This is a genomic window from Kitasatospora sp. P5_F3, from assembly GCF_054049135.1.
The window spans coordinates 1-24362 of sequence record NZ_JBFUMY010000046.1 but is presented as its reverse complement, the minus strand read 5'-3'; the positions used below and the strand labels follow the sequence as shown (position 1 = coordinate 24362).

15 protein-coding genes and 1 pseudogene are annotated in these 24362 nt (G+C 73.0%); 12 read left to right on the top strand and 4 right to left on the bottom strand.

Translation table 11 applies throughout. The annotated features are described in order from the left end of the window. Window positions 1-118: 118 nt before the first annotated feature. On the bottom strand, window positions 119-1120 hold the full coding sequence (locus tag ACXJMZ_RS24930; protein WP_457032286.1) for an amino acid--tRNA ligase-related protein: 1002 nt from the start codon (window positions 1118-1120) through the stop codon (window positions 119-121). Between the two features lie 70 nt (window positions 1121-1190). Then, window positions 1191-3500 carry a lantibiotic dehydratase gene (locus tag ACXJMZ_RS24925; protein WP_457032285.1) on the bottom strand — a complete coding sequence of 770 codons (2310 nt, stop codon included), beginning with the start codon at window positions 3498-3500 and terminating at the stop codon, window positions 1191-1193. A 202-nt stretch (window positions 3501-3702) separates the two neighbouring features. Here ACXJMZ_RS24925 and ACXJMZ_RS24920 point away from each other — a divergent pair, with 202 nt between their 5' ends. From ACXJMZ_RS24920 to ACXJMZ_RS24870, 11 genes are all read left to right on the top strand, one after another. Further along, window positions 3703-4776 (top strand): serine hydrolase domain-containing protein, encoded by a 1074-nt coding sequence (locus ACXJMZ_RS24920; protein WP_457032284.1) that lies wholly within the window; start codon window positions 3703-3705, stop codon window positions 4774-4776. Between the two features lie 104 nt (window positions 4777-4880). After that, window positions 4881-5735 carry an SDR family oxidoreductase gene (locus ACXJMZ_RS24915; protein WP_457032283.1) on the top strand — a complete coding sequence of 285 codons (855 nt, stop codon included), beginning with the start codon at window positions 4881-4883 and terminating at the stop codon, window positions 5733-5735. Then, a complete protein-coding gene (locus ACXJMZ_RS24910) occupies window positions 5732-6697 on the top strand; it encodes an ABC transporter ATP-binding protein (RefSeq protein ID WP_457032282.1) in 966 nt (321 codons plus the stop codon). The genes ACXJMZ_RS24915 and ACXJMZ_RS24910 overlap by 4 nt, the downstream gene beginning before the upstream one ends. Then, window positions 6694-7461 carry an ABC transporter permease gene (locus tag ACXJMZ_RS24905; protein ID WP_457032281.1) on the top strand — a complete coding sequence of 256 codons (768 nt, stop codon included), beginning with the start codon at window positions 6694-6696 and terminating at the stop codon, window positions 7459-7461. Before ACXJMZ_RS24910 ends, ACXJMZ_RS24905 begins: the two co-directional genes overlap by 4 nt. After that, the gene (locus tag ACXJMZ_RS24900; RefSeq protein WP_457032280.1) at window positions 7458-8261 is read left to right on the top strand and encodes an ABC transporter permease; all 804 of its coding nucleotides are present in this window, start codon (window positions 7458-7460) and stop codon (window positions 8259-8261) included. Before ACXJMZ_RS24905 ends, ACXJMZ_RS24900 begins: the two co-directional genes overlap by 4 nt. After that, on the top strand, window positions 8258-9088 hold the full coding sequence (locus ACXJMZ_RS24895; RefSeq protein ID WP_457032279.1) for a thioesterase II family protein: 831 nt from the start codon (window positions 8258-8260) through the stop codon (window positions 9086-9088). Before ACXJMZ_RS24900 ends, ACXJMZ_RS24895 begins: the two co-directional genes overlap by 4 nt. After that, window positions 9085-14454 carry a type I polyketide synthase gene (locus ACXJMZ_RS24890; protein ID WP_457032278.1) on the top strand — a complete coding sequence of 1790 codons (5370 nt, stop codon included), beginning with the start codon at window positions 9085-9087 and terminating at the stop codon, window positions 14452-14454. The genes ACXJMZ_RS24895 and ACXJMZ_RS24890 overlap by 4 nt, the downstream gene beginning before the upstream one ends. Continuing rightward, the gene (locus ACXJMZ_RS24885; RefSeq protein ID WP_457032277.1) at window positions 14454-19484 is read left to right on the top strand and encodes an amino acid adenylation domain-containing protein; all 5031 of its coding nucleotides are present in this window, start codon (window positions 14454-14456) and stop codon (window positions 19482-19484) included. Before ACXJMZ_RS24890 ends, ACXJMZ_RS24885 begins: the two co-directional genes overlap by 1 nt. A gap of 55 nt (window positions 19485-19539) precedes the next feature. Then, window positions 19540-19800, top strand: a complete 261-nt coding sequence (locus ACXJMZ_RS24880; RefSeq protein ID WP_457032276.1) for an acyl carrier protein — start codon at window positions 19540-19542, stop codon at window positions 19798-19800. Continuing rightward, the gene (locus ACXJMZ_RS24875) at window positions 19797-20576 is read left to right on the top strand and encodes a thioesterase II family protein (protein ID WP_457032275.1); all 780 of its coding nucleotides are present in this window, start codon (window positions 19797-19799) and stop codon (window positions 20574-20576) included. Before ACXJMZ_RS24880 ends, ACXJMZ_RS24875 begins: the two co-directional genes overlap by 4 nt. Before the next feature lie 362 nt (window positions 20577-20938). Then, complete coding sequence (locus tag ACXJMZ_RS24870; protein WP_457032274.1) at window positions 20939-22273, top strand: helix-turn-helix domain-containing protein; 1335 nt, start codon at window positions 20939-20941, stop codon at window positions 22271-22273. Between the two features lie 92 nt (window positions 22274-22365). On the opposite strand, the gene ACXJMZ_RS24865 is transcribed toward ACXJMZ_RS24870, so the two are convergent. Beyond that, a complete protein-coding gene (locus ACXJMZ_RS24865; protein ID WP_457032273.1) occupies window positions 22366-22503 on the bottom strand; it encodes a hypothetical protein in 138 nt (45 codons plus the stop codon). A gap of 317 nt (window positions 22504-22820) precedes the next feature. Here ACXJMZ_RS24865 and ACXJMZ_RS24860 point away from each other — a divergent pair, with 317 nt between their 5' ends. Next, window positions 22821-24098, top strand: coding sequence for an alanine--tRNA ligase-related protein (locus ACXJMZ_RS24860; RefSeq protein WP_457032272.1), 1278 nt, complete (start codon window positions 22821-22823; stop codon window positions 24096-24098). Window positions 24099-24117: 19 nt separating this feature from the next. Here ACXJMZ_RS24860 and ACXJMZ_RS24855 read toward each other — a convergent pair. Then, a pseudogene (locus ACXJMZ_RS24855) lies at window positions 24118-24362 on the bottom strand (ATP-binding protein); the annotation flags it as partial.

Here is a 24362-nt window from a genome sequence, read left to right as displayed (position 1 = left end):
TGCGGGTAGGAGTCGACGAAGTCGCAGGCTATCCGCCTCCGCAGGGCCGTCGTGGAGGCTGTTGCGCGGTCGCTCCCCCACCGTCCGGCGGGGGAGGCGAGAACGGACCCGCCCATCCCTAAGGAGCCAGGGTGAGGCCGTTGATGCGCGGCACCAGCTGGAGGTCCCGGATGTCGTCATGGCGCAGCAGCCACATCAGCCAGCGCTCGACACCGAGACCGAAGCCCGAGGTGAGCATGGGGCGCTCGGACTTCATCCGGACGTACCAGTCGTAGTCCTCCTCGGGGACCTCGTGGTGGGCGAGCGCCTTGCGGGTCTGCTCACCGTCGACGTGCCGCTCGCCGGCGCCGACGACCTCGCCGATGCCGAGCAGCAGGTCGGCGCAGCGCGCCTTGTCCGTGCCGGGCTCGTACGCCTGGTAGAAGGGGACCGACAGGTGGTCGAAGTGGCTCAGCCACAGCACCGGGCTGATCTCGTCCATGAGCCTGCGCTCACCGGCCCGGGTGATGGTCCGGAAGCCGGCCGGGTCGTGGCGCACGCACTCCGGGTCGTTGCCCAGGTGGTCGACGGCCTCGTCGACGCTGAGCTGCGGGATGACCTCGGTCTCCGCCATGCGGACGATGTGGTCGACGGAACCGGCCACCGAGGCCAGCTCGCTCTCGAACTCCCGCAGAGCGGCTCGGGCCAGCGTCCGCGTGTACTGGCCGACCACGTCCTGGACGTCGGTGAGGCCGCCGATGATCTCTGCCTCGCTGTGGAAGAACTGGCTGAGGTGGGTCTTGTCGGCCTCCTCACCGCGGAAGCTCGGCATCAGGTACCAGGCGCCTTCCGGGGCGATCCGACAGCCGTACTCCAGCAGGAACTGCATCGAGTCGGCCAGGTACACCTTCTCGCCGAAGAGCTCGATCTGGACGGGCAGGCTGTCGCTGCCAAGCCCCATCGGGCTGGAGACCGATCCGGTGGTGATCGGCAGGTGCAGGTTGAGTGCGCGGCGCTCCTTCCAGAACTCGGCCGTGGTGTGGAGGAGCTGGTCCTGAAGGCGGACCAGGAGCTGCATGGCCGGGTCGTCAAGGATCTTGATGAAACGGTCCGGGTCGGTGACCGCGGCAGTCGGCTTCATTCCTGAGCACCTTTCACATGGGATTGATCGAACACTACAGATGTCATGACTGGATGGTCAATAAACTTTGTCATGCCGCCTGGTCGACGGCCACCACGCGAATCTCCGAGGTGTACCCGGCACCGCTGTCGTCGCGGAGCCAGGTGTCCGACAGGTCGGGCAGCATCTCGGTCAGGCCGATGGTGGCGGCGCGCAGCTCGGCAGCCCGGCGGACCGTCTTGGCGAACATGTTGATCAGGGGAATGCTCCCGAAATCGAGGAAAGCGGGCTTGTCCTCGGTGGGGGAACGGTAGAAAACCCTTTCCGGCAGACCGGCCTCGGACCGCCAGGCACGGGCCGCCCGATAACGCTCGGCCTCGTCGGACAGGGCCGTCCACGCCAGCGTCTCCACCTCGATCGCCCAGGACTCCCGGGCGATCACGAGCCGGTCGACGGTCACCCTCGACCGGTGCACGGCGGGGGCGAAGGGCTTGAAGCTGTTGACCGTCACCCCGGACAGCAACTCGCCCAGCATCTCCAGCAGATCGCAGCCGAAGTCGCCCGCAGCCGACCGGACGACGAGCCCGCCGTCCACACGGTGGATCGACAGGTCGGCGAGGGTCAGCACGGAGCCGGGCGGCTCGACGCTGGGTGAACGGAGCGTCCAGTACGTGTAGTCGGGCGACAGCAGCGCCGACGGCGGCGCCAGCCGGGAGGTGACGGTGGGCCAGTCCTTCGGCGGCACCAGATAGACCCGCCGGCCGCCGTGGTCGGCCGCGTCCGCGGCGCGAAGCCGCTCCGGCTCCGGATGCTGCTCGACGAAGACCCGGCTCTCCATGGTGTTGAGCGCGGTGTGCAGTTCGCCGAGCACGGCCAGATAGCGGCCCTCGCCCWCCGCCGCCGCGGKGGGCGAGGCGATCATGAGGTCCGGGGAGTGGTGGATCGCGGCGGCCCAGGGCGGTCGGACCGCCGGGAACTCGCGGCCGAACCGCTCCGCCAGTTGCTCGCTGGTGAAGACCCGGGGGCCCGGCCCGTCCGCCTCACCGAGGGCCCGCTGCCAGCGCGCCTGGAACTCCGCGACCGCGGTCCGGACGGGGGCGGGCAGCGCCCGGGCCGAGTAGAAGAGGTGGGGTGTGGCCGCGGCGAGCAGGCGGGCGAGCGGCATGGCCGACTCGCCGGACCGCGCCGACCACCGGTCGAACACCCCCAGGAACAGCACCCGGTACTCGTCGGCGATCCGGCCCGCCAACCAGCGCGCACTGTCCAGGACCAGCCCGAGCGGGGCGGCGAGCTCGTCGCGCAGCGCCGTACCGAGCCGGACCCGGACGTCGCGCACGCAGTCCTCGTACACCAGCGTCCGGCCGGCGTAGTTGCGTCCGTGGTGGCGTTCCGCTGCCGTTCCGGTGGCGGCCACGAAGGCGGCGTTGAGGGCGTCCACGGCGGCGGCGATCGCCTCCGCGTCCCCGGCCGCCGCAGCGACGGCGTCACGAGCCCGGCAGAGTCCGTCGAGGACGGCCACCGCGCGGTCCCGTACGGCCGGATCGCCGATCCGGCCGAGCTTCGCCCGCAGGCTCTGTTCCGGCCAGGCCTCCACCGGGCCCTCCAGATCGAGGGTGACCAGGTCGCGGTCGCGCAGATCCGTCAGCACGGCCAGCACCTCGGGCTCGGCGTGGGCTCCCGAGTCGCGCAGGGCCTCGCAGACCTCCCGCGCCGTCCGGATGCCGTCGCACCGGGCGAGCACGGCGGCCTCCAGGGGACCGAGCGGCTGCTCGCCCTTCCCCGCGCGGTGCAGCACGCCGTCGCCGAGACGGTCGGCGGCCGACAGGCGGGGAGTCAGCCAGGGGAGCAGGTCCGGATCGGAGCTCAGGGTCCGGGCGAGCGTGTCGATCGCCCAGGACTCGAAGTAGACGGTGCGGCGAGCGAGCAGGTCCTTGCCCGCCTCGACCGCGAGGGCCTCCGGCCGGTCACTCCACTCCGCCCAGCCGACCGGCCCGAAGAACCCGATGGTGTCGTTCTTCACCGCATATCGCTGGAGGTAGCTGGCGATGGCGTGCTCATGGGAGCGGCCGCGCACGTTGCGGGGTTCGCCGGCGGCCGCCTTGTCCAGGCAGTCGGTGAGCAGCCGCCGGTTCTGCCAGGTGACGGCCTCCCGGAAACGGGGCTCCGCCGCCGTGGCGCGAACGGCCTCGGACAGTCGCACCGCCGCCTCCTCGAAGGCCTGCCGGTACCCGTCCGCCGCCGTTCCGGTGGCGGCCTCGTCCGCGGCGGCCGCCAGGACGGGATCGACCAGCGCGCCGAGCCGATCGGCGGTGAAGCCGGCACTGCGCAGGACCGCCTCGCGCCACAGGCGCCAGCCCGTACTGCCGAGCGGAACGGTGTGGTCGGTATGCGGCTCGGCCATGTCGGTCCTCGCGTTCAGGGCGGATGGATGGCGGTCGGAGCAGAGCGGGAGGGGGACTCCCCACCCGTACGGAACCGACGGCTCGAACGATACTCAGAATATGACTCGGTGGTCAATAAAGTCTGTCATGCTTCTTGAACTGGCGGTCATGGACTGGCATGGTGAACCCCGGAAGGGATCGTTCACCATGGAAAGGCGAGCTTTGAAGGCGATAGAGAATGTTCGTGACCGGGCCCTGGCCGCAGTCCGGGAGGGAACGCATCTCGGAATCCAGCTCCAGGTGTCGCTGCGCGGCGAGGTGCTGCTGGACGAGGCGTTCGGTGAGATCGAGCCCGGGGTTCCGCTGACCGTCGACGATCAGCTGCCGTGGATCTGCTGCACCAAGCTGCTGGGCGCACTGGCGATCGGCCAGTTCCTGCGGACCGGGGCGGTCTCCGCGGACACGCCGCTGTCCGAGCTGGTCCCCGAGTACGCGGTGAACGGCAAGGAGCGGGCGACCCTGGCGCACCTGATGTCGCACTCCCTGCCGTTCCGGGCGGAGAGCGTCGACCGCCCCTTCTCGGGGCTGAGCCACGAGGAGGCGTTCGCCGCGGCCTGCGCCATCGAGCTGACCGGCGCCCCCGGCAGCGGCGGCTGGTACAGCGCGATGGAGTCATGGGTCGTCGTCGCCGAGATCGTCCAGCGCCTGTCCGGCCTGGGCTATGCCGAGTACGTCGCCGACCGGGTGCTGCGGCCGCTGGGCATGACCCGCACGGTCTTCGGCGAGGCCGGCACCCCGGCGGCCCGGCCGCCGCGCCCGATCGGGCTGTACGAGCAGGTCGACGGCCGCCAGGTACCGACCCAGCGGGTGTCCGACAAGGTGCTCGCGCCGCACCTCGCCGGCACCGGGGCCTGGGGCCCGGCGAACGAGCTGGCCCGCCTGGCGGAGTGTCTGGCCGCGCCGGAGCGCTGGGCGGACCTGGGGCTGAACCGCGAGGTGGTGGACATCCTCACCGCCGACCACCGCACCGGCCTGCCCGACCGCAACTTCGGCGACCTCGAGCTCGCCTGGGGCCTGGGCATGTGCACCGACCGGGCCTGGTTCACCGCCCCGAGCGGCGCCCGGGTGGCCGGTCACACCGCCTACGGCTGCGGCATGGTCGTGGCCGACCTCGACCAGGACCTGGTGGTCTCCTTCCTCTCCAGCAGCGTGGTGCCGCCGGGCAGCGGCGGCAGCCGGCTGGAGAACCTGATGGTGCGCGATCTCTGCCGACAGGTCCGGGCCGACGCGGCATGACGCCCCGGGTGTCGCGTCCGACACTCCGAAGTCATATTGACCAAAGAATATGACCGTTTGTAATGTCATCGAGTCATGAACTGATCGGAAGGCGGGCCTGCACCATGCCTCACTTCGCTGACGGCCTCTACAACTCGCGGACCGTGCTCATCACCGGAGGGGCCACCGGAATCGGCTTCGCGATGGCCAGGGCGTTCGGACTGCACGGAGCACAGGTCGTGCTGGCCTCCCGCAACGCGGAACGGCTGGCGTCGGCCGGCCGACGGCTCACCGCTCTGGGGGTGGAGAACGACACCGTGGTGTGCGACGTCCGGGACGAGCCGGCGGTCAAGGCCGCCGTGGAACGCGCGATGTCCCGCTTCGGGGCCGTCGACGTCCTGGTCAACAACGCGGCGGCCAACTTCTGGTCGCCCGCCGAGACCATGTCCGCGCGCTCGTTCCGGACCGTCGTGGAGATCGACCTCTACGGCACCTTCCACTGCACGCGCGCCGTCGTCCCGCACATGATCGAGCAGGGCGGCGGGGCGATCCTCAACGTGGCGATCACCGACCCGCAGCGCGGCCTGCCGTACTTCGCCCACGCCGCCGCCGCCAAGTCGGGAGTCCTGGCGCTCACCGCCACCTGGGCTGCCGAGTGGGGTCGCCACGGCATCAGGGTCAACGCGCTCGGTCCGGGCCCGACGCCCACCGAGAACGCGGTCGGCGGAATGGCCGCCGGTCGGCCCGACCACCCGCCGTCCTTCGAGCGGCAGCGGGTGCGGACGCCGCTCGGCCGGCTCGCCACGCCGGAGGACTCGGCCTCCGCCGCGCTGTTCCTCTGCTCCGACGCCGCCGCACACATCACCGGGGTCAACCTTCCGGTGGACGGCGGCATCTCCCTCCCCCTGCCCAGCGGGGACCTGCACTTCGACCAGACCGCGGCCACACCCGCGACACCACGAGGAGACGACCACCAGTGAGTACGGCGATCGAAGTCCGGGGCCTGACCCGGACGTATGCCAAGGGCCGTCGCCGCGGCGGGGAGGCCGGACAGGTCGTGACCGCGCTGCGCGGTCTGGACCTCGATGTGGAGCAGGGCGAGGTCCACGGCCTGCTCGGCCCCAACGGCGCCGGCAAGACCACTCTGGTCAAGATCCTCTCCACGGTGCTGCTGCCCACCGACGGCCGGGCCACCGTGCTCGGGCTCGATGTCGCCGCCGAGGCCCAGGCCCTGCGCCGACGGATCGGCATCGTGTTCGGCGGCGAACGCGGTCTCTACGGGCGGCTCACCGCACGGGAGAACCTGGACTACTGGGCGGCCCTCTACGGGGTGCCCGGCCGGGAGCGTGCCAGGGCAGTCGCCGCGCTGTTGGAGCGGATCGGGCTCGGCGACAAGGCCGACACCCAGGTGGACCGGATGTCCCGGGGCATGAAGCAGCGCCTCCACCTCGCCCGCGGACTGGTCGGCGACCCCGAACTGCTCTTCCTCGACGAACCCACGGTCGGCATGGACCCGGTGGCGGCCCGGGAGTTCCGCGGTCTGGTCGGGGAGCTCCGCTCCGAAGGCCGCACCATCCTGTTGACCACCCACGACATGCACGAGGCCGAGGCCGTCTGCGACCGGGTGACCCTCATCGACCGCGGCCAGGTGGTCGGTACCGAAGCCCCCGCCGAGGTCGGCCGGTGGATCACCGCCTACGAGCGGGTCGACGCCCGCGACGTACCTGCTCCGCTGCGGCAGAGCATCAGCGGGCTCGAAGGCGTGGCAGGCATCGAGGAGCTCGCCGACGGCTGGATCCGGATCGCCACCAGCGCCGCCGGGGCCGTCCAGCCGGTGCTGCGGGCACTGGTCGACGCGGACGTCACCATGGTCCGCACCTCGCTGCCGACCCTGGAGGACGTCTACCTGGAGGTCATCGGCGACCGAGGGCTGACGGTATGACCGAGATCCTCACCGGCGCCCGCCTGCAGCTGCGGCTGTTCCGCCGCAACGCCGGCCACCTGCTGGTCTTCGCCACCATCCCGTTCTTCACCGCCATCTTCCTGTCCTCCATCCGGCAGGCCGACCGGCCGGACCTCGAGCCCTACGCCGTCCTCGCGCCGGCCCTGATGGGCCTGTGGCTGGTCTCGCTCGACCTGGCCGGGTCGGTGGTCGACGACGAGAAGCGCGGCGGCACCCTGGAGCTCTTCCTCGGCTCGCCGGCCGGCCTCACCCGGCTGGTCACCGGCCGGGTCGCGACCATCGCCTTCCTCGGCCTGGCGACCTTCGCCGAGTCCTGGCTGACCGCGACCGTCTTCTTCGGCGTCGAACTGCCGGTGCACCACCCCTGGCTGCTCGCCTGCACCCTGGCCGCCACCGCGCTGGCCACCCTCGGCACCGCGACCGTGCTGGCCGCGGTCTTCGTGACGGCCGGATCCGCCCGGCGCTACGCCAATGCGCTCGGGTACCCGTGCTACGTGCTCGGCGGCGTTCTGGTGCCGGTCAGCCTGCTGCCCGCCTGGCTGCAACCGGTCAGCAAGGTCATCTACCTCTCCTGGGCGGCGGACCTGCTCCGGGCCGCCACCCGGCCCGAGCCGGTCGAGAACTTCGGCTGGCGGCTCGCGATGCTGCTGCTGCTGGGCGTCTGCGCCTACGCGGCCGGCACCGTCCTGGTGGACCGGATGATCATTCGCCTCAAGTCGGAAGGCACGGTGGGGCTGTCGTGAACGCACTTGCCCGGTGGGGCGGCATCGTCACCACCGCGTCCCGGATCGGCTTCCGCGAGCTGGTCACCTTCTACACCTGGCGCAGCTGGCTGTTCGGCTGGTTTCTGCGGCTGATCGCCCAGGTCCTGTTCTTCGGCACCATCGGCATGCTCTCGGGCTCGGACGACCGGGTGCGCTACCTCGCCGTCGGCAACGCGGCCGTGGTGGTGTGCATCGAGGCCATGGTGGTGATCACCACCACCGTGCGCGAACGTGGGCAGGGCACCCTGGCCCTCCAGGTCGCCGCCCCCGCCGACTTCGCGCTGACGTACCTGGCACGCGGCTCGTACTGCCTGCTGGTCGGAATCGTCAGCAGCACCGGTGTGTTCACGGTCGCGGCGGTGGTCTTCCAGCTGCCGATGCCGTTCCCCGAGGTGCTGCTCGTCCCGTGCTTCCTTGCGGTGGCCGGCTGCTCCGCCTACGGGATGGGAACGGCGGTCGGCGCCCTCGTCCTGCGCCGCCCGGGGCTGCAGTGGCTCGCGCTCAACACCGGCTACATGTCGCTGATGACCTTCTGCGGGGTGAACGTACCGGTCGACTACTGGCCTGCCCCGGTCGCGGCCGTGGCCGAACTGCTGCCGCTCACCCATGCGCTCCAGGCGCTGCGCGACCTGCTCGCGGGCGCACCGGCGTCGACCGTGCTCAGCGGCCTCGGCTGCGAGGTGCTGGTCGGCCTGGTCTGGACGGCCCTCGGCGTGGTGCTGCTCAAGCAGGCGGTCGCCGGCGAACGGCACCGCGGCACGATCGAGCTGTCCGCATGACCGCCGCGACCGTGGCGGCCCGGCCGGCCCGCCCTGCGCTGGTCCGCTTTCCGGCTTCCCCGGCCGCGCGCGTGCACCTGGTCTGCTTCGCCCACGCCGGGGCGGGCGCCGCCCCGTTCGCCGGCTGGGCCGGTCTCCTCCCGCCGTGGGTGGCGGTCAGCGCCATCCGCCTGCCGGGCCGGGAGAGCCGCCTGCGCGAGGAGCCACTCGGCTCGCTCGAGGCCATCGCGGAGGCAGCCGCCCGGGAAGTCACCGCCCTGCCGGGTCCGGTGGCGTTCTTCGGGCACTGCTTCGGGGCGGTGGCCGCCTACCGGACCGCGCAGCTCCTGGAGGCGGCCGGACGGACGGACGTCCTGCGTCTGATCGCCGCCGCCGCACCGGCACCGGACGGCACGGTCGGCGGCACCACCCACCTCCTGGACAGCGCCGGCCTGTTCGCCGACCTGGCCCGGTACGGAGCCCTCCAGGACACCCCGGCGGGCCGGTCCCTGTACGGGCTCGCGGAACCGGCGATCCGGGCGGACTTCCGCGCCCTGGAGACCTGGGCCGTGCCCGGGCCGGCCGCCCGCCCGCTGTCGGCACCGGTCCTGGAGCTGCGCGGCGACCAGGACCGGGTCCTCGACCCCGCCGGCCCCGGCTGGTCCGGCTGGACCACCGGCGGCCACCGCCGCGAGACGGTCCCCGGACCGCACCACCTGCTCGGTCACGCCACCGACGCCCTGCTCACCGCGATCACCGGGCAGCTGGCGGCCGACCTCGCGCCCACCCCCGCCGACCGTTCCTGCCCGCCGACCGCGGCGGCCCCACGCTTTGGAGGAATCCGATGAACCACGCCGCGGACGACGACCGCATTGCCGTGATCGGGATGGCCTGTCGCCTCCCCGGCGCACCCGACGTCGAGAGCTACTGGTCCAACCTGCTCACCAACACTGTCAGCCTCACCGACCTGTCGGACGACACCCTGCGGAACGCGGGTATCCCCGAATCCGCCATCGCGGACCCGAACTACGTCAAGCGGGCCCCGCTGCTGGACGACGTCGCGGGCTTCGACGCCGGCCTGTTCGGCTTCACCCCCCGGGAGGCCGAACTGCGCGACCCGCAGCAGCGGATCTTCCTCGAGGTGGCCTACAGCGCGTTGGAGGACGCGGGCGTCGAGACCGGTGGCCCGGCCTCGGTGGGCGTCTTCGCCGGCGGCGCGACCAACCGCTACGCCGAGCTGAACGTCCGGCGCAACGCCGCAGCGGTCCGCAACTACGGCGAGGTCGGCATCCAGGCGGGCAACCACAACGACTACATCGCCACGATCGTCTCCTACAAGCTCGACCTGCGCGGTCCCGCCTTCACCGTCGCCACCGCGTGCTCCACCTCCCTGGTCGCGCTGCACCTGGCCTGCCAGGCCCTGCGCAACGGCGAGTGCGACGTCGCCGTCGCGGGCGGCGTCCAACTGGAGCTGCCGCACGGCGGCGGCCACCGCTGGGTGGACGGCGGCATCTTCTCCAGGGACGGCCGGTGCCGCCCCTTCGACGCGGCGGCGGACGGCACGATCTTCGGTGACGGCGCCGGCGCGGTCGTCCTGAAGCCGCTCGCCGACGCGCTGCGCGACGGCGACCGGGTGCTCGCCACGATCCGCGGATCCGCCGTCAACAACGACGGGAACCGCAAGGCCGGCTTCGCCGCTCCCAGCGCCGAGGGCCAGTTCGCCGCGGTCTACGAGGCCCTCGCCGTCTCCGGCGTCGACGCCGCGGAGGTCGGCTACCTCGAGGCGCACGGCACCGGAACCGCGCTCGGCGACCCGATCGAGGTCCAGGCGCTGAGCCGCGCGTACCGCGCGCACACCGACCGCACCGGCTACTGCCTGCTGTCCTCGGCGAAGGGGAACATCGGCCACCTCGGCCCCGCCTCGGGCATCGCCGGCTTCATCAAGGCAGTACTCGCCGTCAACCGCGGCATCGCCCCCGGCACCGCCAACTTCAACGGGGCAAACCCGTTGATGGAGTTGGAGCAGAGCCCGTTCACCGTCCGGGCCCAGGCCGGGCCGTGGCCGCTGGACGGCTCCCGGATCGCGGGCGTCAGCTCCTTCGGCATCGGCGGCACCAACGTCCACGTCCTGGTCGAGCAGCCGCCGGCCGGCCGGCCCGCCGAGCTGCGCCCCGCGCGCCGGCGSACGACGGTGCTCCCGCTGGCCGCCGCATCCGCCCCGGCGCTGCGCGGCATGGCGGAGCAGATCTCCGCCCACCTGGCAGAGGAGGGCTCCGACCTCGCCGAGGTGGCCAGGACCCTGCACCGCCGTCCGCTGCACCACCGGCACCGCCTCGCCGTGGTCGGCGAGGACGGCAGCACGCTCGCCGACGCCATCGCGGACCTGGCGGCCCGCGGCCAGACGCCGGGCACCCCGGCCACCGGCGCGGTCTTCATGTTCCCCGGCCAGGGGACGCAGCACCCCGCCATGGCCGCCGAGCTCTACGCCCACGAGCCGGTCTTCCGGGCCGAGTTCGACCGGTGCCTGGAGCACTTCGGGGTCGAGGTCGCCACCGCGCTGCGCGCCGCCCTGCTGGAGGACGGCGCCGACGCCGCGGCCCGGTTGCGCGACACCGCGCTGACCCAGCCCGCTCTCTTCGCGGTGGAGTGGGCGCTGGCCCGTCTGTGGGCGTCCTGGGGCGTCCAGCCGGTCGCGATGATCGGCCACAGCATCGGTGAGATCACCGCGGCGACGGTGGCCGGCGTCTTCGAACTCGCCGACGCCGCCCGCCTGGTGGTCCGCCGCGGCGAACTGCTCGCCGCCGCCCCGGCCGGCCGGATGATCGCGCTGGCGATGTCCGCGGCCGAGGCCGAGCGCCTGGTGGCGGGCCGCGACGTCTGGCTCAGCGCCGACAACGCCGCCCGCAGCTGCACCGTCGGCGGCCCGGTCGAGGCCGTCGAGGAACTCACCGCCGAACTCACCGCCGCCGGTCACCGCTGGGTCGCCCTCGACGTGGAGCGCGCCTTCCACACCCCCGCCACCGACCAGGCGGCCGAGGAACTCGCCTCCTTCGCAGCACAGTTGACGCTCGCTCAGCCGACCGTCCGGTGGGTCTCCAACGTGACCGGCGACTGGGTCACCGACGAGCAGGCCACCGACCCGCAGTACTGGGCCGACCACCTGCGCCGCCCCGTCCGGTTCCGCGAGGGCGCCGAACGGGCCGCGGCGGTCGAGGGGGCCGTGCTGCTGGAGATCGGCCCCGGCCAGGCGCTCACCCAGCTGGTGCGACGCATCCCGGTGCCGGCCGGCGGCCACCGGCCGATGGCCTCGCTGCCGGCGGCGGGCGACGGCAGCGMGGCGACCGCCGTGCTCTACCGTGCGGTCGCCGCACTCTGGCAGGCCGGACTGGACGTCGACTGGCGTGCCCTGCTGGAGCACGAGCGGATCGTCCCGGTCGCGCTGCCCGGCTACGTCTTCGACCGAGGGCAGTACTGGATCTCCCCCGACCCGCAGCCGGTCGGCCAGGCTCCGGAGGCCCGGCAGCAGATCACCGATCCGCCGCCGGTCTCCGACGACGACCGGATCACCGTTCCGGGCTGGGCCCAGGCGCAGCCCGGGGAGACGGAGACCGCACTGGCGGGCCGCCGTTGGCTGGTGCTGGCCCACGACGCCGGACAGGCCGCACCCCTGCTCGACCGGCTGGCCGAGGCCGGCGTCGCCGCCGAGATGGTCAAGGCGGACGACGTGGAGCCCAAGCGCCTCAGCGCGGCGCTCCTGTCGGAGCTGCGCGACCACCAGGAGCCGCTGGAGATCGTCCACCTCTGGCTGAACGGCCCGGCGCCGGACGGCGCGAAGCCCGGACAGGCCGTCAGGTACTGGCTCGACCGGGGCTTCCGCGCGACCCAGCGGATCGTCCAGGACCTCGCCCGGCACTGCCCGGGCCGCCCGGTCCGGATCACTGTGCTCGCCGACCGGCTGTGGGACGTCTCCGGGTCCGAGCCGATCGAACCGGCCAAGGCGCCCGTCGTGGCCCTGCTGCACACTGCGGTGCGGGAGAGCGAGCAGCTCCGCGCCCGAGTGATCGACGTGCCCGCCGAGGCAGTCGCCGGAGCCAACCGCACTGCGACCGAGACGCTGTGGGCCCTGCTCGGGGGCGACGACGGTGCCGAGATGACACGGGTCGCCCTTCGCGGCCGGCAGCACTGGCAGCCGGTCTTCCACAGCGTGCCCGAGCCCGTCGTTCGGTCGGACCGGAGTCTCCTCCCGGTCGCCGCCGACGGCGCCTGGCTGATCACCGGTGGCCTCGGTGCCCTCGGCCTGGTCGCCGCCGAGCGGTTGGCTGCCCGCGGTGCCACCCGGATCGCGCTGCTCGGGCGCTCCGGCCTGCCGGACCGGGAGGAGTGGGCCGACCCCGAGCGCCTGAGCGAATCCCGGCGCGCCGCGGTCGAAGCCGTACGCCGGATGGAGCTGGCCGGCTGCCAGGTGCTGCCGCTGGCCGCCGACGTGACCGACCGGGCCTCGCTGGCCTCGGCCGTCGAGCGGGTGCGCGATCTGCTGGGCCCGATCCGCGGGGTGATTCACGCGGCCGGTCTCGCGGGCGGCGGCATGCTCGCGGTCAAGGACGCCGCAACCGCCGAGCAGATCCTCCGCCCCAAGGTCAACGGCACGCTGCTGCTGGACGAACTCCTCGGCGACGAGCCGCGGACCTTCGTCCTCTACTCCTCGGTCGCCGCTGTCACCGGCCAGTTCGGCCTGTCCGACTACGGCGCCGCCAACGCCTTCCTCGACGCCTTCGCCCACGAGCGCAGCCGGCGCCGGCCCGGCCGTACCGTGTCGGTCAACTGGCCCTCCTGGGACGGCGCAGGCATGGCTGTGGAGGCTGCCTCCCAGCACTCCAGGTTCCATCGCGAGCGCCCGGCCCCCGAGCCCGTGCCGGTCGCCGTACCGACGACGGGTACGGACCGCGCCTTCACCGTCCGGCTCACCCCGGACGTCTGGATGGTCGACGAGCACCGCATGGGCGGCACTCCGATTCTTCCCGGCACCGGTTACCTGGAGCTCGTGCTCCGCGCGGTCCGCACGTTCCACACCGGCCCGGTGCGCCTGGCCGACGTCGCGTTCACCGCCCCGCTGGCGATCGACGCCCCGCTCGACCTGAGCATCCGCTTCGAGCCGGAGCAGTCGGGCTGGCGCTTCCGCGTCCAGTCGCAGGCCGACGGCGCCCGTGCCGCCGTCCTGCACGCCGGCGGCACGGTCACGCCGTACGAGGACGCGGCCCCGCGCCACGACCTGCCGGGGCTGCGCGCCGCGCACACGGTGCCGTTCGCGGGCCCCCGGCTCAACGACGGCTCGGGCCTGATGACCGTCGGGGGGCGCTGGCACACCGTGGAGCGGGTGACCGGCGGCACGGACACGGTGCTCGCGGAGCTGGCCCTGCCGACCGCACACCACGGCGACATCGGGCCCAACCTGCTGCACCCTGCCCTGCTCGACTGCGCCACCTCCTTCCTGCTGCCGCTGCCGGAGGGCACCAACGCGCTGCCGTTCAGCTACCGCGACGTGGTGGTACGGGGCACGCTGCCGGCCCGGGTGACGGCGCTGGTCCGCCCGTGGGCCGAGCAACCGAAGGGGGCCGTCGTCCGCGACATCGCCCTGATCGACGCGGACGGGCGCGAGCTGGTGACCATCACCGGGTTCACCCTTCTGCACGTCAACCGGGCGGTCGTGGCGGGCTCCGTCCGGCAGAGCGGCGACGCACCGCGCAGCGCTCCGCTGCGGTCCTCTGGCACCGCCCAGGACGCCTTCCTCGATGTCGAGGCCGGCGCCGGGCTGCTGGAGGCGTTCCTTGCCACCGACCTCGGGCCCCAGGTGATCGTCGCGCCCGAGGGGCTGCGCGAGAAGCTGCGGCGGACCAGCCGGTTCACCGCTGCGGCGATCCGCTCGTCGGGCGGATCGCCGGCCGAGGAAGCGGCCGCGCCTCAGGAGCCGGTCCGGACGGCCGTCGCCCCGGCCGAGGGCGGACCGGCCGACCGGGTCACCGGGCTGTGGGTCGAGATCCTCGGCACCGAGGCCGGTCCGGACGACGACTTCTTCGAGTCCGGCGGCGACAGCCTGGCCGCCGTTCAGCTGGTGGACCGCATCCGCGGCGAACTCGGGGTGGAGCTCCCCATCTCGACCCTGTTCGACCACCCCACGCTGGCCGAGCTGGTGGCCGCCGTACGGAGCAAGGGGTGATGGCCGTGGCCCAGCCGTCGGTCCTGCCCGAGCCGTCGCAGGCCTCGGCCCGGACCCTGCACGGACTGGTGGAGGCGCAGGTCGCCAGGACTCCGGATGCCATCGCACTGGAGAGCGCGACGACGTCCCTGACGTACCGTCAACTCTGGTCGGAGAGCGGGAAGGTAGCCGGATCGCTGGTCGGCCGCGGGGTGCGCCCCGGCGATGTGGTCGCCGTCCTGATGCCCCGCAGCGCGAACGTCGTGGTCACCCTGCTCGCCGTGCTGCGGGCCGGCGCCGCCTACCTCGCGCTCGATCCGGACCAGCCGGCGGCGCGACTGCGCGGCATGCTGGAGGACTCCCGGGCCCGCCTGGTGGTCGTCGAGCGGTCGGAGCCTGCGGGCGCGACCCCGCCCGGCCTCGCGGCGCCGACCTTCGACGCGCTCGCGCAGGGCCCGGCGGGCGAGGTCGAACTCCCGCAGGCGGCACCCGGCGACGCCGCCTACGCGGTCTTCACCTCCGGTTCGACGGGCCGACCGAAGGGCGTGCTCAACGAGCACGGCGCGATCGTCGACAAGGTCGACTGGCTGGCCGAGCAACTGCCGCTGGACGGCCGGGACGTGGCCCTGCACAAGACCGCGTACGCCTTCGACTACCACGTCTGCGAGGTGTTCTGGCCGCTGGCCGGCGGCGCCCGGCTCCGGGTGGTGCCGTCGGGGCTGCACGCCGATCCGATCCACCTGGTCCGGGAGATGCGCACCGCGAAGGTGACGGTGGCCCAGTTCGTGCCCTCGATGCTCGCGGTGCTGATGGAGCAGCAGGAGTTCCGCGCACTCGACCGGCTGCGGATCCTGGTCGTCGGTGGGGAGGCGCTGCCGCCCGCGCTGCTGGCCGACTTCCGCGGCCGGTCGGACGCGGATGTCGTCAACCTCTACGGTCCGGCCGAGTGCTCGGTCTTCGCCACCTGCTGGATCGCCCGGGCCGACGCCCCGGCCGGGCCGGTCAGCATCGGGCCGGCGGTGGCCCGTACCGAGATCGAGATCATGGACGACGAGGGCCGCCCGGCCGAGCCCGGCGCGGTGGGCGAACTCTGGATCGGTGGCCCCGGCGTCGGCCGGGGCTACCTCGGCCGACCCGAGCTGACGGCACGTTCGTTCCTGCCGGACCCGGTCAGGCCCGGCGGCCGCCGCTACCGCACCGGTGACCTGGTCCGCCTGCGCCCGGACGGCGAACTCGAGTACCACGGCAGGATCGACGACCAGGTGAAGATCCGCGGTCAGCGGATCGAGCCGGAGGAGGTCCGTCGGCAGCTGGTGGAGGTGCTCGGCGCCGTACCGGCCGTGGTCCTCCCGTTCCGCGACGCGGCCGGGGCCACCCAGCTGGCGGCGTTTCTCGCCGACCCGGCCGACGCGCTGCCACCGATGGCCGCGATCCGTTCCGCGCTGGCCGAACGGATGCCGCCGGCCATGGTGCCCTCGCGGATCGTGATCGTGGAGCGGCTGCCGCTGGCGCTCTCCGGCAAGCTGGACCGGGCCGCGCTGCTCGCCCGGCTGACGGAACTCGGCTCCTCGACGCCCCACGACCCGATGGCCCTCGCAGCGGCCGGCACACCGACCGAGCGTGCCGTCGTCGAGATCTGGCGCGAGCTGCTCGACGACCCGACGGTCGGCCCGGATGACGACTTCTTCGCCAGTGGCGGCCACTCCCTGGTCGCAGCGCGGATGCTCGTCCGGATCAGCGAGCGGCTGGGCGCCGAGATCAGGATCGCCGACCTGCTGGCCGCCCCGACGGCCCGGGGGCTCGCGGCGCGGATCGAGTCTCTCGGTCCCGCGCAGGCGCTGCCCCGGCTCAGGGCGGCCGGAGCGATCCCGCTCGCGCCGGCCCAGCGCAGGCTGTGGCTCACGGAGCAGCTGGCCCCGGGGCAGGTGGACTACAACGTCGTGGACGTGTGGACGCTGTCGGGGAAGGTCGACACCACAGCTCTCGCCCAGGCTGTCACCGATGTGATGAACCGTCACGACGCGCTCCGCACCACCTTCCGGGACGGCGAGGACGGTCCGTTCCAGCTGGTGCATCCCCGCGCGATGGGCGGCCTGGAGACGGCCCCCGGCCCGCTGGACGAGGACGCCGCACGCGAGAGCGTGGAACGCCTCGCCCGGACCCGGTTCGAGATCGGGTCGGGTCCGCTGGTGAGGTGTGTCCTGCTGCCCACCGGCGCGGACCGCCACCAGCTGGTCCTGGTGGCACACCACCTGGTCCTGGACGGCTGGTCGGTCGAGGTCTTCTGGGAGGAGCTCTCGCACTGCTACGCCGCCCGCGCGGCAGGCCGCCTTCCCGAGCTCACCCCGGTCGCTCTCGGCTACGCCGACTACAGTGCCCGCGAAGCGGCCCGGCCGGTGCCCGCCGAACAGGCCGAGTACTGGCGCGGGGCGCTGCGCGACGCCCCTGCCCCACTCCGGCTGCCGCTCACGGCCCCGACCGGCGAGAAGCGGGTCGGCCGCCGCACGGTCACGCTGGACGACGAGCTCGCGCGGGCGGTCACCGACCTGGCCCGTGGCCTGCACACCACGCCCGCCACCGTGCTGCTGGCCTGCTTCGGCTCCGTACTCGGCCGGTGGGGCGACTGCTCGGACCTGGTGGTGGGCGCTCCGCTCAGCGGACGGATCACCGCGGACACCACCGACGCCGTAGGTTTCTTCAACGCCACCGTCGCCCTGCGGCTCGACGCCTCCCCGGAGCGCTCCCCCGCCGAGCTGGTCCGCCACGCACACCGGGCGCTGACCGACGCCCAGCTGCACCAGGATCTCCCGTACGACGAGGTCGTCGCGGCGCTGGCCGCAGAGCGCGGGACACCGGCCGGTCCGCTCTTCTCGGTGTGGTTCAACGCGCTGAGCTTCCCCGTCCGCGGCATGCGGCTGGACGGGGTGGCGGCCGAGCGGCAGCCCGCGCCGTTGCCGGGCATCCCGTTCGACCTCTCGCTCTACGTCGACCAGCGGGCGGGCGGTGTCACCCTCGATCTCGCCTTCGACGAGGCCCGCTTCGAGCGGCCGTGGGCCGGCGAGCTGCTCGGCCAGGTGGTCCGAACGGCCGCCGCGTGGACGGCGCGGCCGGTGCCGGCCGCCGCGGCGCTCCGGATGCCGTCGACGCCGGTCCGACCGCACCACGGCAGCGCGAAGGCCGCCCTGCTGGAGCGGGTGCTCGGCCACCCGCAGGACGCCGTCGCCCTGGTGGACGAACAGGGCGAGTGCACCTACGGCGAGCTGGCCGAACGGGTGGCCGCGCTCGCGGGCCGACTGCGCGAGGCTGGCCTGCGCCCCGGAGAGCTGGCCGAGCTGAGGGAGGCTCAGGGGCGCGATCTGGCGGTCGGCCTGCTGGGTGTCTGGCAGGCCGACGGCGTGGTGCTGCCGGTCGATCCGGAGTATCCGCCGTCCTGGCGGGACGATCTCACGGCGCTGGCACGGCCCCACTGGGCGGTCCACTGCGACCCGGCCGGGCCCCGGGTCGTCCCGGTCGACCGGTCCGCCCCACTGCCCTCCCTTCGGGTGCCTGCCGCCGGACAGACCCGGGGTGAGCCCTGCTACGTCCTGCCGACCTCGGGTTCCACCGGCAGGTCCCGGTTGGTGCTCGGCACCGACGCCCCCCTCGTCGCTTTCCTCGACTGGTGGTCCGCCCGTCACGGGATCACCTCGGCGGACCGTTTCAGCGTGCTCTCCGGGCGCTCCCACGACCCGCTGCTGCGCGATCTGCTGCTGCCACTGTGGAACGGCGGCACCGCCGTGGTCCCGCCGCCGCAGACCCGGCTCGACGCCGACCGCCTGGTCCGCTGGCTGGTCGGCCACCGGATCAGCGTGGTGCACGCCACCCCCTTGGTCGGTGCGATGGTCGCGAGCGCCGCCCGCGCCGGCGGCACCCGCCTGTCCCACGTGCGGCTGGCCTGCTTCGGCGGCGACGTCCTGACCGACGCCGTGGTCGAATCCTGGCGCGCGGCCGCTCCCGGCTCCCGGCTGGTGACGGTGTACGGGACCACCGAGACCCCGCAGGCGGCGAGCTGCCACGAGCTGGAGCCCGGTCGGCCGAGCGGTCCTGAACCCGTGCTGGGCGCCGGTGCCGTCGAGGCCCGGCTCCTCGTGGTGGACCGGGACTCGGTCCCGGTGGAGCCGGGCCGGATCGGTGAGATCGCGGTACGCGGCCCGCTGCTCACCATGGGCTACCTGGACGAGCCGGCCGCCACCGCCCGCGCGTACCGGCCGGACCCGTGGGGCGAACCCGGCCACGCGCTCTTCCGGACCGGCGACCTGGGCCGGCTCCGCTGGGACGGCTCGGTGGCCTTCGTGGCCCGCAGCGCCGCGATCGTGAAGGTCCGGGGCAACCGGGTCTCACCGGCGCAGGTCACCCACGAGCTCCGCCGGCTCGCGGACGTCGATCAGGCAGCGGCGGGTGCCGTCGAGGACGGGGCGGGGATCCCCCGGCTGGTCGCCTGTGTCGTGCCGGCGCCGGGGACGGCCCCGACCGAGGACGGCATCGCGGCGGAGCTCGCCCGTCGACTGCCGGCCGGCCACCTGCCGGAGGAGATCCGGATCGTCGCGGCCCTGCGCCTCACGCCCAACGGCAAAGTGGATCTCGGGGCGACCGTCGCCCAGGGGTCCGGCCCGCAGCCGGCCGTCCCGGCACCGCCGGTCTCGGCGCCGGTCGCTCCGGCGGCCGGCCGACGTCCCTCGATCGGGCGGAACCGTCTTCAGCAGGACCTGCTCCGCCTGTGGAGCCAGGTCCTGGCGGTGGAGACGGTCGGCCTCGACGACAACTTCTTCGACTTCGGCGGCACCTCGCTCGCCGCGGTCCGGCTGCACGCCTTGATCCGGTCCGAACTCGGCGCCGAGGTCTCCGCGCTGATGGTCTTTCAGCACTCGACCGTCCGTCGGCTGGCCGAGGCGCTCGACCCTGGCACCGACCGGGTGCGGCCCGCCACTGTCGTCGTCGAGACCACCGGCGACGCCCGCACGTTGCGCCGGGCCGCCCGCGCCGGAATCGGCGCGCTGACCACCCGGGCCTGACCCCGGCCCGACCCGGACCGACCCGAACCCGCCCCATCGAGAGGAACCCGATCCCGTGGATCACGCCCGGACCGCCGCGGAGCGGCGCATCACCCAGCAGATCCGTCGCATGCTGGACTCTCCCGCCACCCTGACCGACGCGGAGCTCGTCCAGTCGGACCTGTTCGACCTGGGGCTGACCTCGGTGACCGCGCTCGTCCTGACGGCGTGGCTGGAGGCCGAGTTCGGCGTGACCGTCGGCCTCCGCGACGTCTTCGCCGACCCGTACGTCGAAACGCTGGCGGAGCTGGTGACGACGGAGGTGGCGGCGGTATGACGACGGCACCGCCACGCGGCGAACGGCGGGCCTCCGGCAGTCCCTGGCTTCGCGGGCCCGAGGGGCCGGACGACGGCCGGGCCCGACTGTTCTGTCTCCCGTTCGCCGGCGGCGGTGCCGCGGCCTACCGGGGCTGGGCTCCGATGTTCGGCGACACGGCCCACGTGGTCCCGGTGCTCCTCCCGGGCAGGGAGGCGCGGCTCAACGAACCGGCGCTCACCGACGCCGACGCCCTCGCCGAACTCGTGGCCGATGCGCTGGCACCCTGGTGCCGCGAGCCGTACGCCGTCTACGGGCACAGCATGGGCGCGCTGCTGGCCCACCGGACGGTCCGGGCACTGCTCCGGCGCGGCCTGCCCGCGCCGGAGCTGCTCGCGGTGGCGGCCCGCCGGGCGCCCCACCTGCCTCCCGATCTCCCGCTCGTCCACGATCTGCCCCGGGAGGCGCTGGTGGCCAAGCTGCGGGCGATGGGCGCGACACCGGCGGCCGTGCTCGCCAACGACGCACTGCTGGACGTCGTGCTGCCCACGGTCCGCGCGGACTTCGCCATGGGCGAGCTCGCCGTCCTGCAGCCCACGGACGAACCCCTGCCCGTCCCGATCGTCGCCTTCGGCGGACGGGCGGACGGCCTGGTGGACCGCGCCGCACTGACCGCCTGGGAACGGCACACGACCGGCTCCTTCGACTGTCGCCTGTTCGACGGCGGCCACTTCTTCCACTGCGAGGACCCCGGTGCAGTCGTTCGGGAACTGAGATCGCTCATGCGCCGTCACTGAAATTCACCAGCGCAATCTCCGGCTATTCATTCCGCCTTTATCCGGACTGCTTGACAAGTTTCTTGACTAACTGGTATCTTTACCCTAATTCTACAGTGGCACATATGGATACCATCCATTGGCAACTGCGCGGCCAGGGAGGCATGGGCGGTCATGGCGAGCCGGTCGGCGTACGCGCCGTCCCCTCGGACCTCCGGCGATCACCCTCCGTCAGCGATGCGGGACGGCCCACCGGCCGCCGTCGCGACGGCGGCCGGCACAGCGCGCCACTCGCCGGACGACCTCCCGGCCGGAATTCCGCGCGGTCATCGCCGCCAATTTTCTTGCGCAGAGAAATCCCGACCGTATCTGAGGAGCGAAGCGTGAAAGACAAGGCCCTGGGCGTGCGCGTGGCGCAGCTACGGCGGGCCGCCGGCCTGTCCCAGGCCGAGCTCGCGGGCCCCAAGCTTTCGCCGAGTTACGTCTCGTTGCTCGAAGCGGGAAAGCGGACCCCGTCGACGGACGTCGTGCAGTACCTGGCGACCCGCCTGGACTGCGAGGTCGGCGAACTGCTCGGCCCGGAGGCGCAGACCGGCCCCAAGGACCTGGAGCTCGAACTCAAGTACGCCGAGATGACGGCGCTCAACGGGGAGCCCGAGGCCGCTCTGGCCAGCTACGAGCGCGTCCAGGACACGATCGACCGCGAGGAGCAGCCGGCCCTCTGGCTCGCCGCCGAGACCGGGATCGCGAACTCCCTGGAGCGGCTGGGTCGCCTGGAGGAGGCCGTCGCCCGCTTCGAGGGGCTGCGGGCTGCCTCGGCCCGCTCCCGCGACCTGGTGGCGGGACTGCCCGTCGTGGTGGCGCTCTGCCGCTGCTACCGGGAGCTGGGAGACCTCTCGCACGCGATCGCGATCGCCGAGGAGGCGATGGAGAAGCTGGAGCGGGTCAACCTCGCCCCCACCCGCCTCGGCGTCGAACTGCTGTCGACCCTCGTCGGCCTCCACTGCGAGCGGGGCGATCTCCACCGGGCGAGCTACCTCGCGTCCCGGGCAATCGAGAAGGCCAACCAGGTCTCCGACCGGAAGGCGCTCGGCGCCGCGCTCTGGAACGCCAGCGTCGCGATGCACCGCAACGGTCAGACGGCGGACGCGATCGAACTCATCAAGCAGGCCCTGGCGATCTACTCGGAGGGCGACGACATCCGGGCACTGGCCCGGCTGCGCAACGCCTACGCCGCGGTCCTGCTGGAGTTCGAGGAGCCCGACATCGAGCTGGCCGAGGGGCTGCTCACGCAGAGCGCGAGCGCCCTGTCCGACGTGGGCAGCGACATCGACGTCGCCTACTGCGAGACCGCGCTGGCCCGGGTGAACCTGCGCAGCGGCGACCTGGAGTCCTCCATCGAGCACGCGGAGCGGGCGCTCGGCCTGCTCGGCCCCCTGCACCGGCTGCAGAGCGCGCGGACGCTCCTGGTCCTGGCCGCGGCCAGGCTCTCCCAGGGCAACCACGCCGAGGCCAGGGACGCGTACGAGCGGAGCGCCCTGATGCTGGAGGCATCGGCGGCCGGACGCCAGGCGGCGGGCGCCTGGGCCGAGCTGGCCGAGATCATGGAGGCCACCGGCCAGTCGGAGCGCGCGATCTGGGCGTACCGGCAGGGCATGCGCTGCCTGGGCCAGCAGGGCCGGATCCTTCCGGCGGGGAGCCTGCTGCCCCGCACCTGACCGGCCGTCGGTCATCCGCACCGCCGCTCCACCCGCACCGCAGGGGCGGACCATCTGACAGCAGATGGTCCGCCCCTGCGGTGTTTCCACGCTCAGCAGCAGAGCGGGATGTCCGCCGGCAGCGCGAGCTCGACCACACCTGCCGGGCTCGCCGCGACGGGGTTGGCCAGTGCGGGGACCGCCACGAAGGCCGCAATCACCAGAAGAACAGTCGACAGAGCCTTGCGCACGGTACATTCCCCCACTTAAAAATTGAACATAAATTGCCACTGGCCGGATTCGGCTGGAGCGATATTGACATTCTTGGCGAAGGGCTGTCAAGACTCTTGGTCATGCGACGATTAGTCCGATTTATAACTATCCAGCCCGCTTTCCATGCATGTGCCATGCCCGTCCGGCCAGTCAATCGACGCACGTCAGCGCACTGATCGCGCAGTCGGCCCGGTAGCTCGCAGTTACCGTAATGACCCCAAGGAGCGAGTCATTGACAGCTAGTCACAATCAAGTACATTGTTGTCAATAACAGTGGAGCAACGTTGGAGTGGGGATGTCGGCGAGCACCGGGGAGACGATGTGGCCCGCCCAGGTCCTCGTTGATGGATTGGCGCGACGGGGCTATCACCGCTCCGTTCCACCGGCTCTGGCCCCGTCCCGACGCGAAAGCGACCTGTTCCCCACCCCGACCGGGGACGGCTGGCGGGAGCACCTGCTGACCACGGCGGCCCGGCGGGGCGGCGGAGCGGCCACTCTCGCCTGGTGCTTCAACACCAGCCGGCTGGACGCACTGCCGGCCGCTTTACCGCTGTCCGCGCAGCGCGTGGTCGGCGCGGTCCGCGTCGGCCGACAGCCGTTCCCGGAGTCTCTCGACGATGTCCTGGGCGCACTGCAGGAATGCGGCGTGGACCGCTTCGCCCTTGCGGCCGGTGTGACGTCCGCCCCGGCTGCCGAGGACGGCGCCGAGTCGGTCCGGGCCGGCCTGGCCGCCCTCGGCGTACGTGAGCAGATCACCATGGACCGCCTGCCCCCGGGGACACCCCGGCGGATGAGGCCCGAACTGGGACCGTGCTTCACCCTGGAGTCCCCGGTGGGACCGAAGTGCTCCGCCCACTGCCGCCCCGGATGCTTCTGCGGCCGCTACGTGCTGCTCGGCTACGGGCAGTTCCTCGGCCGGAAGCGCACTCCGGGCGGGAGGACCGGTGTGTCGCAGCAGCGGGAAGCCTTCGAGGTGGTGCTGCTGGAGCACGCGGTCAGCTGTGCGCTCGCTGCGGTCCGGGTACCACTCGAACTCCCGGTGTTCCGCCCGCTGCTGGCCGGAATCAGCGCCGTCTTCCCGGAGCTGTCCGCCAGCTTCCGCGGAGAGGATGCCGTCAAGGTCATCGCCGACCACCTCTGCACCGTCGCGCTGCTCCTCGGCGGCGGCATCGCCACCGGGCCGCGCGGCCGCTCCTACATCGTGCGAAAGCTGGTACGGCGCGCCCTCCTCGAGGTGATCCTCGCCGACGCGCACCCCGACGGCCTGGTCGCCGTGACCATGCTCGCGGACGCCGCGGTCAGGTCACCTCTGGGCCTCGAACCGCTTCCGGCCAGGTCGCTCGCTCTCGTCCGCAGCGAGATCGCGGCCTTCCAGGCCGGCCTGACCTCCGGCCGGCGCTGGTTCCTCCGCAACACCGCCGGCGCGGGCCCCGAGGAACTGGCCCGGCTCTTCTGGCGCGCCCGCTGCGAACAGGGCGTCCCGATCAGCCTCCTGCTCGCCTGGTGCGAGGAACAGGGCCTGCCCGTCTCCCTCCGGCAGCTCGCCACCCTGGCCCCGGGCCACCCCGTCTGACGGTGCCTCACCGCACTCCTCAGGACGCGGCCCGCAGCAGCGCGTCGTCCTGCCACTTGAGGACCTTGTCGAAGCTGACGATGGCTCCGCGCAGCGGGTGGTTGCGGAGCTGGACGTGGTCGGTGAGGGCGTGGATCAGGAAGAGGCCGCGGCCGCTCTCGGCGGTGAGGTCGGGGAGGGTGTCCAGGTCGATCGGGCGGGCTGTGGTGGGGCGGCCGGCCGGGAGGACGTGGGTGTCGTACGGGGCGGGGTGGTCGCCGGGGC